This window comes from Meiothermus taiwanensis WR-220 (genome assembly GCF_003568585.1).
In the GTDB taxonomy this organism is placed as follows: domain Bacteria; phylum Deinococcota; class Deinococci; order Deinococcales; family Thermaceae; genus Meiothermus; species Meiothermus taiwanensis.
In genome coordinates this window covers 100688-113891 of sequence record NZ_CP021130.1, presented here as the reverse complement: position 1 = coordinate 113891, position 13204 = coordinate 100688, and the positions used below count along the sequence as shown (strand labels likewise).

The window sequence follows — 13204 nt, the reverse complement described above, 5'->3', positions numbered from 1 at the left end:
CCGGTATAATCACCGGCAAGGAGGCGCAATGAAAAGACTGTTGGTTCTGTTCGTGCTGGTTCTGGCTGCGGTATCGCTGGCGCAAAAAACAGGGGGCATCCTGCGGGCCGGGATGCAGACCGACCCGGTGGGCCTCGACCCCCACACCACCAACGCCACCGCCAGCCGCAACGTGCTGGAAAACATCTACGACACCCTGGTCATGCTCGATAGCAAAGGCCGCATTGTGCCGGGGCTGGCCCAGTCCTGGAGTGTCTCGGCGGACGGCCTGACCTGGACCTTCCGCCTGCGTCCGGGCGTAACCTTCCACAACGGCGACCCCCTCAAGGCCTCCGATGTGGCCTTCTCCATCAACCGCATCAAAGACCCGGCCACCAAAAGCCCCCGCGCCAACGACTTCGCACTGGTACGCTCGGTTACGGCCCCCAACAACAACACCGTGGTCATCACCCTCTCCCAGCCCTTCTCTCCCCTACTGGCCAAGCTGGCCTTCAGCACCAACGCAATCGTTTCGGAGAAGGTGACCAAGGAAAACAACAACGACCTCAACAAGGCCGTGATCGGTACCGGGCCTTTCCGCTTTGTGGAGTACATTCCCCAGACCCGTCTGGTGGTGCGCAAGTGGGATAAGTACTGGCAAAAAGACAACCAGGGCCGCCCCCTGCCCTACCTGGACGGCATCACCTACACCTTCTACCCCGACCCCGCCGCCCGCTCCACCGCGCTCCGGGCCGGGGCCGTGGACTGGATCGAGTACGTTACTGCTGCCGATGTCAGGCCGCTCAAAGCCGACCGCAACCTGGTGGTGGTGGGCGGGCCCTCGGCCAACTTCCGGGCGCTCTACTTCAACACCACCCGTGAGCCCTACAACAACCCCAAGGTGCGCCAGGCCATCGCCTACGCCATCGACAAAAAGGCCATCGTGGATCTGGCCCTCTTTGGTACCGGGGGCATTGTAGCACGTGGTACCACCATCCCCTCGGGGGCCTATGCCTACACCAACAGCCCCTACAACACCCGCGATGTAGCCAAAGCCAAGCAGCTCCTGGCGGAGGCCGGCCTGCCCAACGGCTTCACCATGAACCTTTACGTCACCTCCACCTACGACTTCCTGCGCACCCCCGCCGACGTGATCCGTGACAACCTGGCCGAGGTGGGCATCCGGGTGAACATTCAGGCCGAGGACTGGAACGTCTACCTGCCCAAGGCCCTCAGGAGCGAGTTCGACGTAACCCTGCTGGGCACCTCGGGTCAGGTCGACCCCGACGACTATCTCTTCAACACCTTCCACCCTTCCTCGGCGCTGAACCTCTCCAAGTACAAGAACGACCGGGTCACCCAGCTCCTGGAGCAGGGGCGGCGGGTCTCGAGCCAGAGCGAGCGCCAGCGCATCTACACCCAGGTGCAGGAGCTGGTCTTGCAGGATAGCCCCATGGTCTTCCTGTTCCACTCGGCGCAGTACGAGGCCATGAACCGCCGTGTGCAGGGCTTCTTGCACTTCCCCAACACCAGCTACCTGGCCTTCCGCTACACCTGGCTGCAGTAGGCCTAAAGCAAAGCCCGCACCGGGGCGGTTCGCAAACACGGCGGGCCGCCCCTCAACTTGTGGCAAAGGTGCTCGAGCCCCCAAAGCCATACAATAACCCCATGCCCCAGCGCCTCCTGTTTGGCGGTACCATCCTCTCCCCCACCCTTGAAGGATCGAGCTACGTTCTAAAGCCCCTCGAGGCCCTCCTTATCCGCGATGGCAGAATCGCCGCGGTGGGCAGGCTCTCGGAGGTGGAGCACCTGGTCACCCCCGATACCCAGCGCATCCACCTGGAAGGCCGCACCCTGCTCCCCGGCTTCAACGACGCGCACGTCCACATCTGGAAGGTAGGGCAGCTCCGCACCACCCTGCTCGACCTGCGGGGGGTCAAAAGCCTGGAGGAGCTCTACCGCCTTGTGGAGGCGCGGGCCAAGACCCTAAAGCCCGGCGAGTGGCTGTGGGGGCGCGGCTGGAACGAGGCCCTGCTGGCCGAGAAGGCCATGCCCTCCAAGGCCGCACTGGATCGGCTGGCCCCTCACAACCCGGTGCTGCTCACCCGCATCTGCGCCCACATCCACGCGGTTAACTCACAAGCCTTAAAGCTCGCGGGCATCACCCCCGAGACCCAGGTGCCGGGCGGCGAGATTAATTTTGAGCAGGGTATCCTCTACGAGACCGCCTACGGGCTGGTCTTCCAGGCCATGGGCCAGCCCAGCCAGGCCCAGTACGAGCACTGGATCAAGGCGGGCTGCGACTACCTGCGCAGCCTGGGCATCACCAGCGCCACCGACCCCGCCGTAGACCCCCCGCTCTACGCGGCCTACCGGGCCCTGGAGGCCCGCGGCGAGCTGCCCATCCGGGTTAATCTGCTCTACATCCGCCGCCCGGACGGGGGTAGCGAGACCTTCCCGCTGCCCGAGAAGCACCGTTCGGACTGGCTGCGCTGCGACGCGGTCAAGTTTTTTGCCGATGGGGGCCTCTCGGGGGCCACGGCGGCCATCTCGCAGCCGTACAAGACCCTCGAGCCCCCCCAGTACGGCATCCTGCGCTTCGAGGAAGAAGAGCTGCTCGAGCTGGCCCTGGAGGCCCACCGCGCGGGTTTCCGCATCGGCACCCATGCCATCGGCGACCGGGCGCTGGATCAGGTTTTGCGGGTCTACCAGCGGCTGTACCGGGAAGCGCCCGGCCCCCGCCACCGCATCGAGCACTTTGGGCTGGCCGGCCCCGAGCACCTGAAAAAAGCCCGCCAACTGGGGGTTATCGCCGTGCCCCAGCCCATCTTCCTGCGCGAGCTGCGGGCCAACTACCAGCGCTACGTGCCGGACGAGTGGTTCGGGCGCTGCTTCAACCTGCGGGCCATGTTCGAGGCAGGGCTCACGGTGGCCTTCAGCTCGGATGGGCCGGTGGTACAGCAGGTGGAGCCGCTCAAGGGCCTGCAAGCCGCCCTGCGGGAGCCTTTGGTGGAGGGCAACCAGGTGACCCTCGGGCAAGCCCTCTGGGCCTACACCGTGGGCAGCGCCATCGCGCAAGGCGACGAGGCCAACCGGGGCAGTTTAGAGGTGGGCCAGTGGGCCGACTTGGTGGTGCTCGAGGGCGACCTGCGCGACCCCTATAGCCTGAGCATCTACCAGACAATGGTGGGCGGAAAGGCAACCCCATGACCATCCGCCCATTACACCCCCAAGACCTACCCGCCTACTTTGCCCTCCGCACGGCCCTGTGGCCCGACAGCGCCGACGATTTTGAGCTCGAGGTAAGCAAAATCCTGAACAACCATCGCCTCGCCAGCTTTGTGGCCGAGCAAAACGGGCAGCTTGTTGGCTTTGTGGAGGTCTCGCTCCGCGACTATGCCGAGGGCTGTGAGAGCAGCCCGGTGGGCTACCTGGAAGGCTGGTACGTGGTGCCCGAGCACCGCAAGACCGGCATTGGGCGCAGGCTGGTGCAGGCCGCCGAAGACTGGGCCAGGGCTAAAGGCTGCAGCGAGATGGCCTCCGACAGCGAGCTATCCAACACCCAGGGCCAGCAGGCCCACGCGCGTCTGGGCTACCAGGAAGTAGAGCGCATGGTCTGTTTTCGCAAATCGCTATAAAGGAGAGGTACCATGCCCCACACCGCAACCATAGACCGCAACAAAGTCAGGGCCTTGATGCAAGCCGAGCAGCAGCGCTTTGCCGAGCAGCACCCGCGTTCGCAGTCGCTCTACCAGCGCGCCCAGCACTCCCTGCTGGCCGGGGTGCCCATGCACTGGATGACCCGCTGGCCGGGGGGCTTCCCCATCTTTGTGGCCGAGGCCAGGGGTGCCACTTTCCGCGATGTGGACGGGCACGAATACATCGACCTCTGCCTGGGCGACACCGGGGCCATGACCGGCCACGCCCCCGCCGCCGCGCTACCGGCCATTGTCGATCAGCTCCACAAGGGCATCACCACCATGCTGCCGAGCGAAAACGCCTTCTGGGTGGCCGAGGAGCTGCAGCGCCGCTTTGGCCTGAAGTACTGGCAGTTTGCCCTCTCGGCCACCGACGCCAACCGCTTTGCCCTCCGGCTGGCCCGCGCCATTACCGCCCGGCCCAGGGTGCTGGTCTTCCACGGCTGCTACCACGGCACCGTGGACGAGGCCTACGCCTGGCTGGTAGACGGCAAACCCGCCAGCCGCCCCGGCAACATCGGGCCGCAGGTAGACCCCACCCTCACCACCAAGGTGGTGGAATGGAACGACCCGGAGGCCCTGGAAGAAGCCCTGCGCCCCGGCGACGTGGCGGCGGTGCTGGCCGAGCCGGTGATGACCAACGTGGGCATCGTGCAGCCTGCCCCCGGTTTTCATCAGGCCCTGCGCGAGCTCACCCGCCGCTACGGCACGCTTTTGATTCTGGACGAGACCCACACCCTCTCGGCGGGGCCGGGCGGCTATACCCGGGCGCATGGCCTCGAGCCCGACCTGCTGACGGTGGGCAAGCCCCTGGGCAGCGGCATTCCCAGCGCCGCCTACGGCTTTAGCGAGGAAGTGGGCCGGCAGGCCCAGGCGGTCATCCAGCCCCCCTACGCCGACACCGGCGGGATTGGCGGCACCCTGGCGGCCAATGCCCTCTCCCTGGCGGCCATGCGGGCCACCCTCGAGCACGTCCTGACCGAGGAAAACTATGCCCACATGATCGCCCTGGGAAGTCAGCTCGAGGCCGAGGTGCAGGAGGTGATGGCCCGCTACCACCTGCCCTGGCACGTCACCCGCGTAGGCTGCCGGGTCGAGTACCTCTTCCGCCCCAACCCCGCCCAAAACGGCAGCGAGGCCCTGGCCGGCCAGGATCCCGACCTCGACCCCTTCATCCACCTCTTCATGCTGAACCGTGGCATCCTGCTCACCCCCTTCCACAACATGACCCTGATCTCGCCCGAGACCACCGCGGCGCAGGTGCGGCGGCATACCGAGGTGTTCGAGGAGGCGGTTAGGGCGCTGATCGGGTAGCTTTCCCACCCCTGAAAATAGATTCATCCAGCACTTCTGGGGGGTCAAAAACAAGCTCGAGCATCTCCGAGCGAACCATGGTTTTGCTTCCAACCACACCCCGGTAGTAGAGCAGCAGCCCCGATTCCATGTCTATGGCCAGCTCGTAGTGGTCACACACCAACCACCAGTCATCCGGCGCACCCCACCAGTCCACCCAGAGCATCTCATCCTGTTCCTCAATGGTGCGGGGCACCCCCCGAACCAGCACCGCTGGCCGGCCCAGGTGGCTGCACTCCCCCAGTACCTCGAGCTTCAAATCCAGGGCCAAAGGTCTCAGATAGTGGTGTTCGTTGACGATGGTCAGGTTGGGGCGTCGGGCCCGCACATTAACCGGGTCGCAGTAGAAGGCGTCCACTCCGTCCGGGCTATCACAGCACACTGTACTTTGCCTGATGAGGTTTTCAGGTTGTAGCAGGGGTTTGAGAACCCGCTCAATCTCCTCGTCTTTCACCTCGGCCTGTGCACCCAGGTCAATCTCTACGCCCACTGGCAAAAACTCTATGCCCGCCTGCGCCCTCCCGGTCTCCTGCAAAAAGCTGGCTATTTGAAACTTTATAGCTCCCAGCCGCTCTTCCTCTCTTTGCCGCTTATCTACTTTCCTTTTGACTCGCCCCTGCTCATAGAAATACCTCTCTGTACCTTCATAAAACGATTCGTCTGTGTGCGGTTTCGATCTTATCCGGTAGCCCACCTTTGGCTTCCACCAGAATTGGCTCTCTATCACAAGGTTACCTTGTGGGTTAAGAAAAAACTCGGGCTTTCCGACCCCCTCTTCTGCCCGGTACGGCGTGGTCTTGTCGTGATCTCTGGGCAGCCGGGCCCTGGTAAGCGCCCACAGGCCCGCATCCTGCTCCCAGCGAATCTTGTAGTACACACCGCTAACTCCGTTGAGCGGACGCGTGATCATCCGGAGGAGCACGTCCTGAAGCGTGAACCTGGTCATCGTGTTTACCTGAACTGGTTTACAATTCGGAACAATCTGTTCCAGCACGAACCACTTGTTGGGTTTCTATCCGGTCTCCAACTTTGAGTCCTCTGCGACAAGCGACAAGTGAGCCAGCGCCCTCCCTGTCGTCTTCGTGATTGGAATCAGGCGCAGAATCATTGCTTCACACACCGCCAGCAACAAAACCAGCCCAACGAGCAAAAGATGCAACACACATGGCTGAATACACCTCCACAGCCCCGGCTACATTTTGGGCAGCCTGACTCAGTTTAGGTTGGGTGCGCGAGTATGGTCAATCAGATAATCGCTATAGGAGTTACGCAGTTGCCTCTCACCCCTCTACTCGGCTACCCTTTTCTGCAAAGCAAACAGGCCAAGAGGAGTTAGCTGCTATGAACCCCCCAAAGTGCACCGACCTGGACTATATCCACTTCCTCATCGCCGCCCAGAAGGTCTTCACCTGTACCGAAGCCGCCCGCTGCCAACCCGAGGAACCCAGCGCTCCCGCCCACGACGCCTTCACCCGCCTGCTCCAGCGACAGCCTCCCGACACGGAGGCGCTGTGGCAGGAGGCCAGGGCCGTGGTGGAGCCCACCCGGGGGCTTCTGATCCTGGACGACACCACCCTGGATAAACCCTATGCCCAGCGGATGGAGCTGGTGACCTACCACTGGAGCGGCAAGCACCAGCGGGTGGTCAAGGGGATCGCCCTCATGACCCTGCTGTGGACGGAGGGCCAGGCCCTCATCCCCTGCGACTTCAGGATTTATGACAAGCCCTGGGAAGGGACGACCAAGAACGAGCACTTTATGGAGATGCTGCGGGTAGCCAAGGGACGGGGGTTTGCTCCAGCGTACGTGCTAATGGATAGCTGGTACGCTTCGCTGGAGAACCTGAAGGAGATTGCTCGCCTGGGCTGGCGCTTCCTCACGCGGCTGAAGGGGAACCGGCAGGTGAACCCGGATAGGGAGGGGCTTCGGCCGGTGAGCGAGGTGGAGATACCGCCGGAGGGGCGGGTGGTGCACCTGAGGGGTTTTGGTCTGGTCAGGGTGTTCCGGACGGTTTCGAAAGACGGGGACGCGGAGCACTGGGCGACCAACGACCTGGGGATGACTGAAGGTCGGCGGGGGGAGTTGGAGCGGGCAGGCTGGGGTATCGAGGTCTACCACCGGGGGCTCAAGGGGTGTTGCGGGGTGGAGCGGGCCCAGGTGAGAAAGAGGGCCTCTATCCTGGGCCACCTTCTTCTGTCCCTACGTGCTTTTCTGAGGCTGGAGGTGTACCGCTTGCGAACGGGGGTGAGTTGGTATGAGTCCAAGGCAAGTATTATCCGCGAGGCGATACGAAGTTACCTGGCCAATCCCATACACATCCTTCACCCAACTGCGTAAGTCCTACGCTATATAAACTTGGTACAGGTCGGTTTTTCCCTTTCAAGCCAAACCGGGTGGCGGACTGGTGTGCTGTTCCCTGATTTGTAGTCAGATGTATACTGTATACACTTTATGCCAACGCAAACAGCCGAGGTCGTGATCTGTGGGGCCGGTATTGCCGGGGTGGCGACAGCCTACCACCTGGCGGTAAAGCAGGGCTTGAAGGAGGTGGTGATCGTTGAGCAGGGCGACCCGCTCTCGCTCACCTCGGACAAGTCCAGCGAGGCCTACCGCAACTGGTGGCCCGGCCCCGACGGGGCCATGGTGGCCTTTATGAACCGCAGCATCGAGCTGCTGGAGGAAGTGGCCCAGCGGTCGGCCAACCGCATCCAGCTCAACCGGCGCGGCTATCTGTACGCCACTGCCGAGAGCAGCAAAGTTGACCGGCTGGCCCAGACCGCTGAGCAGGCCGCCCAACAGGGCGCGGGGGCCCTGCGGGTGCACAGCCACCCCTCTGCGGCCTACCCTGGTGGGTTCGAGGATGGGGCCGACCTGATCACCTCGCAAAGCCTGATTCGCCAGCACTTCCCTTACCTGTCCCCCGACACCCAAGCCGTATTGCACGTGCGGCGGGCGGGCTGGCTCTCGGCCCAGCAGTTGGGTATGTACCTGCTGGAGGAGGCTCGAGGCCACGGGGCCCGGCTTCTACCGGGCCAGGTGGTGGGGCTCGAGACCGCGGGGGGTGCGGTGCAGGGGGTGCAGGTGCGGCAGAAGGACGGCAGCCTGCTGTTCATCCAGGCGCCAGCCTTCGTCAACGCCGCCGGGCCCATGCAGCGGGAAGTGGCGGCCTTGCTGGGCCTCGAGCTGCCGGTGTTTGCCGAGCTGCACCGCAAGATGAGCTTCCGCGAGCACCTGGGCGTGGTGCCCCGCGAGGCCCCCATGCTGATCTGGCTGGACGAGGTGGAGCTGCCCTGGAGCCCCCAAGAGCGCGCCCTGCTGGCCGAGGAGGCCTCCACCCGCTGGCTGCTGGAGCGGCTGCCTTCAGGGGTGCATGGCCGGCCCGACGGCCACGGGGAAAGCACCACCCTAATCGTGCTGTACAACTACCACACACAACCCGTTGCGCCCACCTTCCCAATTCCCCAGGAGCCCAACTATGCCGAGATCGCTCTGCGCGCTATGTCGGTGATGGTTCCTGGCCTGCGGCAGTACTTCGACAAGGCCCCCAAACCCTGGGTTGACGGCGGCTACTACCTCAAAACCCAGGAAAACCGCCCCCTGATTGGCCCGCTGCCCGTAAAGGGCGCTTACCTTATCGGGGCTTTGTCGGGCTTTGGGGTGATGGCGGCCTGTGCGGCAGGGGAACTCCTGGCCGCCCACCTGACCGGCGCACCCCTCCCCAGCTATGCCCCGGCCTTTTTGCTGTCGCGCTACCAAGACCCGGCCTACCAGCAACGGCTGAAGAGCTGGGGCGATACCGGCCAGCTTTAGTATGTGTGGGATGTACTTGACAGGCTTCCCCCCCAATGTAGAGTTGGAATCGAGAAAGCCCCCTCTAGGCTCCGAGCCTCATGAGGGGGACGTTTTTTATGCAAAGCTAAACAGGCAATGGTTCGATCCCGCCGATGAATGGGACAACCGCCAAATATCACCACTGAAGCAAGTTGGCCGTAAGCATTAGTCTTCTCAGTGCTTGACCATGATGTGCCGCGCCACGGTGTAGTCTTCCAGTGCGTACAGGCTCATATCCTTGCCGTAGCCCGACTGCTTGAGCCCCCCGTGGGGCATCTCGTTGACCAGCATGAAGTGGGTGTTGATCCAGGTGCAGCCGTACTGCAAGCGGCTGGCAATGCGCATGGCCTTGCCCACATCCTGCGTCCAGACCGAGCTGGCCAGGCCGTAGTCGGAGTCGTTGGCCCAGGCGATGGCCTCCTCGGGGTCGGAGAAGCGCGTGACCGAGACCACCGGGCCAAACACCTCGCGGCGCACGATTTCGTCGGACTGCAAGGCCCCGGCCACCACCGTGGGCTCGTAGAAGAAGCCCCGGCCCTCCACGGGGTGTCCACCGGCGGTAATCTCGATGTGCTTCTGCATTTTGGCCCGCTCCACAAAGCTGGCCACCCGGGCCCGTTGCCGCTCGGTAATCAGGGGGCCCATCTCCACCCCTTCGTCGGTCTGGGCCCCCAGCTTGATGGACTTGACCGCGTCGGACAGCTCGGCCACGAACTTGTCGTAGATTTTCTTGCCGGCATACACCCGGCAGGCTGCGGTGCAGTCCTGGCCAGCGTTGTAGTAGCCAAAGATTTTGATACCCTGCACGGCGGCCTCGAGGTCGGCGTCGTCCATCACGATCACCGGGGCCTTGCCGCCGAGCTCGAGGTGGGTGCGCTTGAGGCTGCCGGCGGCGGCCTCGAGCACCCGCTTACCCGTGGCCACATCGCCGGTCAGCGAGATCATCCGCACCGCCGGCTGGTGGATGAGCGTGGAACCCACGGTCTCCCCAACCCCGGTGATCACATTCACCACTCCCGGCGGGAAAATTTCCGCCAAAAACTCGGCCAGCTTGAGGGTGGTCAGGGGGGTCTGCTCACTGGGCTTGAGCACCACCGTGTTGCCCGCCGCCAGGGCCGGGGCTAGCTTCCAGGCCGCCATCATCAGGGGGTAGTTCCAGGGGGCTATGCTCGCCACCACCCCAACGGGGTCGCGGCGGATCATGCTGGTGTGGCCGGCCAGGTACTCGCCCGCCAGCGCCCCGGTCATCGAGCGCACCGCCCCGGCAAAAAAGCGGAAGCAGTCCGAGATGGCCGGGATTTCGTCGTTCAGCGCCGCCAGGTAGGGTTTGCCGCAGTTGAGCGATTCCAGCCGGGCCAGCTCCTCGGCGTGTTGGTCAATTTTGTCGGCCAGCTTCAAGAGCATCATGGAGCGGTCTTTGGGGGTGGTCTGCGACCAGGCGTCGAAGGCCTTTTCTGCGGCTGCCACGGCTTGCTTAACCTGCTCCACCGAGGCCTCCGGCAGCTTCAAAAGCACCTCGCCGGTGGCGGGGTTGAGGATTTCCAGCGGGGTGCTCTCCCCGGCCACAAACTCGCCACCAATCAGCATCTTGTCCTGTGTTATGCGGGTTTTTACCATATGGCTTTCCTCTCTTTCGTCCGAAGATGGTGATGGGGCGCTCGCGGATGGCCTGTTCAGCGTTGCGCAGCGCGGCCAGCACCTCGTGGGCGTGGCGCAAAAACTGGTGTCCGGCGTGGGTCAGAATCATGCCTCGAGCGTGCCGGGTAAAAAGCTCGGCCCCCAGGGTGTCTTCCAGCTTTTTGATGGCCTCCGTGACCACCGACTGGGTCACGTTGAGCGAGGTGAGGGCTTTGGAAATCGAGCCCGACTCGGCCACCGCAATGAAGTACACCAACTGCTTGAGCGATATCTGCACCGAGGCCTCCCATCGGTAGAACCGATAAATAGAGTCTAGCCATCCCGGCCTGCTCTGACCAGCTCTTTTGTAAAACTAATCTTGCAGTCGCAAACTAAAGCTATGCTGGCTCGACAAGTGGGTTTTTCTGCGCTGCTATGTGTGCTCCTGTGGGGCAGCGAGGGCCTGGCCCAGCGGGGAGAGCCCGACCCCGAGCCCGGGCGCGTGTGCAACTCGAGCTGGAGCCCACCCGAGCCCCGCACCGAGGCCGAGCGGCGCGAGCGGGAACGCTGGGCGGCCTACCGGGCCAAACTGCAAAGCTATCTGGCTCTGCTGCCCAAAGAACCCGACACCCGGCTGGCCATGCCGGTACAGGGGGTACGGGTACGCCAGGTGACCAACACCTTCGGCGCCCCCCGCAGCGGCTGGCGTACCCACGAAGGGCAGGACATCTTCGCCCCCAGGGGCACCCCCGTCTACTCGGCCACCCGTGGGTTTGTCTGGCGCATCGGGCAGGGGCAGTTGGGCGGGCTGTACGTGTTTGTGGTGGGGCCGGGTGGGCGGCGCTACTACTACGCCCACCTCGACCGCTACGCCCCGGGCCTCCAGGAAGGCCAGCGGGTAACCCCCCAGACCCTGCTGGGGTACGTGGGCAACACCGGCAACGCCCGCACCACCCCACCCCACCTGCACTTTGGGGTGTACGCGGGCAGCCGGCGCACCTGCGACTACCGGGTAATTGACCCCCTGCCCCTGCTGACAGACCGCGACTGGAAAAGCTTCTTGAGTCCGGCCCGCAACCCCTAGGGATTTTGGTTGATGCCCACCCAGAAGATCCGGTGCCTTCGTCGAGGGCCTTCAGACCTGCCGCGCTCCAATTGCGAGCCTCCCCCTAGCACCAGCCCAGCCGCTCAGGAGTATGCTGGGCCTTGCTATGGTCAAAGATTTCGATTTTCCAAGTCTGGCCTATGTGGGCGGCCAATGGCATAAAGCCTCCAAAACCTTTGCGGTCAAGAGTCCCTACAGCGGCGAACTGGTGGCCGAGGTGGCCGACTGCGGCGAGGCCGAAGCAAAAATGGCCGCCGATGCCGCTGTGGCAGCTTTTAAGGAGTGGAAAAAGCTGACCGGCTTTGAGCGGGGCAGGATTTTGCGCAAGTGGAACGACCTGCTCATCGCCCACCAGGAAGAGCTGGGGCGGCTGACCGCGCTGGAGATGGGCAAGCCCATCACCGAGGCCAAGGGAGAGGTGCTGTATGCCGCCAGCTTTGTGGAGTGGTGCGCCGAGGAGGCCCCTCGAGTGACCGGGGAGCTCATCCACTCACGCTTCCCCAACAAGCGCCAGATGGCCGTGTACGAGCCGGTGGGGCCGGTGTATGCCATTACCCCCTGGAACTTCCCCACCAGCATGATCACCCGCAAGGCCGCCCCGGCGCTGGCTGCGGGCTGCACCATCATCGTCAAGCCTGCCGAACAAACCCCTTTGTGTGCGCTCTACCTGGCCAAGCTCTGGGAGGAAGCGGGGGGGCCCGCCGGAACCCTGCAGGTGCTGCCGGCCTCCGACCCGGTGCCGGTCTCCAAGGTCTTGATGGAGGATATGCGCATCCGCAAGATCACCTTTACCGGCTCCACGCCGGTGGGCAAGATCCTCTACCGCCAGGGGGCCGATACCCTCAAGCGGGTTTCGTTGGAGCTCGGCGGCAACGCCCCCTTTATCATCTTCGAGGACGCCGACATCGAAAAAGCCGTGCAGTTTACCCTGCTCTCCAAGTACCGCAACACCGGCCAGACCTGCGTAACCACCAACCGCATCTATGTGCACAGGAAGCTCGAGGCCGATTATGCCAGCGCCCTGGCCGAGGCGGTGAGCAAGCTGAAGGTAGGCGACCCCCTGGATCCCAGCACCAACGTAGGCCCCCTGGTGGAGCAGCAAGGCCTGGATAAGGTGGTCTCGCACGTGGAGGATGCCGTTGCCAAAGGCGCCAAGGTGGTCACGGGTGGCAAGGCCCTGGGCGGGCTTTTGTACGCCCCCACGGTGCTCACCGGCATCCAGCCCGGGATGCGCATCCTGGAGGAAGAAACCTTCGGGCCGGTCGCCCCCCTGATGCCCTTCGAGGACGAAGAGCAGGCCATCGCCTGGGCCAACAACACCGACTACGGGCTGGCGGCCTACATCTGGACCAAAGACCTCTCCCGCGCCTTCCGGGTGGCCGAGGCCCTGGAGTATGGCATCGTGGGTGTGAACGACCCGGTTCCCAGTGCCATGGGCTCCAACCTGCCCTTTGGCGGTTACAAGAACTCGGGGCTGGGCCGCGAGGGCGGGCACTGGGGCATGGAGGAGTTCCTCGAGACCAAGCTCATCTCGTTTTTGCTGCCCTAGCCCGGCCACAAAACCCAGCACAGCGACTTTGGCTGTGCTGGGTTTTTGTTGATTGATACCGGCACCAGATTC

The 13204-nt window shown here is 63.8% G+C and carries 11 protein-coding genes; 8 read left to right on the top strand and 3 right to left on the bottom strand.

Going from position 1 to position 13204, the window contains the following annotated elements; all coding sequences use genetic code 11:
• The first annotated feature begins 28 nt into the window (after positions 1–28).
• The 4 genes from MTAI_RS00610 to MTAI_RS00595 all read left to right on the top strand — a co-directional run bounded on the left by MTAI_RS00610 (position 29) and on the right by MTAI_RS00595 (position 4991).
• Complete coding sequence (locus MTAI_RS00610; RefSeq protein WP_027886668.1) at positions 29–1546, top strand: ABC transporter substrate-binding protein; 1518 nt, start codon at positions 29–31, stop codon at positions 1544–1546.
• A 101-nt stretch (positions 1547–1647) separates the two neighbouring features.
• On the top strand, positions 1648–3189 hold the full coding sequence (locus MTAI_RS00605) for an amidohydrolase (protein WP_027886669.1): 1542 nt from the start codon (positions 1648–1650) through the stop codon (positions 3187–3189).
• Positions 3186–3617 carry an aminoglycoside 6'-N-acetyltransferase gene (aac(6'), locus tag MTAI_RS00600; RefSeq protein WP_027886670.1) on the top strand — a complete coding sequence of 144 codons (432 nt, stop codon included), beginning with the start codon at positions 3186–3188 and terminating at the stop codon, positions 3615–3617. Before MTAI_RS00605 ends, aac(6') begins: the two co-directional genes overlap by 4 nt.
• Positions 3618–3629: 12 nt before the next feature.
• The gene (locus MTAI_RS00595) at positions 3630–4991 is read left to right on the top strand and encodes an aspartate aminotransferase family protein (RefSeq protein WP_027886671.1); all 1362 of its coding nucleotides are present in this window, start codon (positions 3630–3632) and stop codon (positions 4989–4991) included.
• Here the strand turns inward: MTAI_RS00595 and MTAI_RS15155 are convergent.
• Positions 4972–5520 (bottom strand): hypothetical protein, encoded by a 549-nt coding sequence (locus MTAI_RS15155; RefSeq protein WP_223299607.1) that lies wholly within the window; start codon positions 5518–5520, stop codon positions 4972–4974. The two genes, MTAI_RS00595 and MTAI_RS15155, sit on opposite strands and share 20 nt — an antisense overlap.
• Before the next feature lie 851 nt (positions 5521–6371).
• Between MTAI_RS15155 and MTAI_RS00585 the strand changes: the two genes are divergently transcribed.
• Both MTAI_RS00585 and MTAI_RS00580 read left to right on the top strand, forming a co-directional pair.
• The gene (locus tag MTAI_RS00585) at positions 6372–7367 is read left to right on the top strand and encodes an IS701 family transposase (RefSeq protein ID WP_187388528.1); all 996 of its coding nucleotides are present in this window, start codon (positions 6372–6374) and stop codon (positions 7365–7367) included.
• Positions 7368–7481: 114 nt separating this feature from the next.
• Positions 7482–8840 (top strand): NAD(P)/FAD-dependent oxidoreductase, encoded by a 1359-nt coding sequence (locus tag MTAI_RS00580; RefSeq protein WP_027888065.1) that lies wholly within the window; start codon positions 7482–7484, stop codon positions 8838–8840.
• A gap of 195 nt (positions 8841–9035) precedes the next feature.
• Here MTAI_RS00580 and MTAI_RS00575 read toward each other — a convergent pair whose 3' ends face one another.
• A complete protein-coding gene (locus tag MTAI_RS00575) occupies positions 9036–10448 on the bottom strand; it encodes a gamma-aminobutyraldehyde dehydrogenase (protein WP_223299608.1) in 1413 nt (470 codons plus the stop codon).
• Positions 10336–10776, bottom strand: coding sequence for a LysR family transcriptional regulator (locus MTAI_RS15150; RefSeq protein ID WP_223299609.1), 441 nt, complete (start codon positions 10774–10776; stop codon positions 10336–10338). The genes MTAI_RS00575 and MTAI_RS15150 overlap by 113 nt, the downstream gene beginning before the upstream one ends.
• 102 nt (positions 10777–10878) lie before the next feature.
• Here MTAI_RS15150 and MTAI_RS00565 point away from each other — a divergent pair, with 102 nt between their 5' ends.
• Together MTAI_RS00565 and MTAI_RS00560 are read left to right on the top strand one after the other, a co-directional pair.
• Complete coding sequence (locus tag MTAI_RS00565) at positions 10879–11562, top strand: M23 family metallopeptidase (protein WP_027888067.1); 684 nt, start codon at positions 10879–10881, stop codon at positions 11560–11562.
• Positions 11563–11689: 127 nt separating this feature from the next.
• Positions 11690–13132, top strand: a complete 1443-nt coding sequence (locus MTAI_RS00560) for an NAD-dependent succinate-semialdehyde dehydrogenase (RefSeq protein WP_027888068.1) — start codon at positions 11690–11692, stop codon at positions 13130–13132.
• Positions 13133–13204 lie beyond the last annotated feature (72 nt).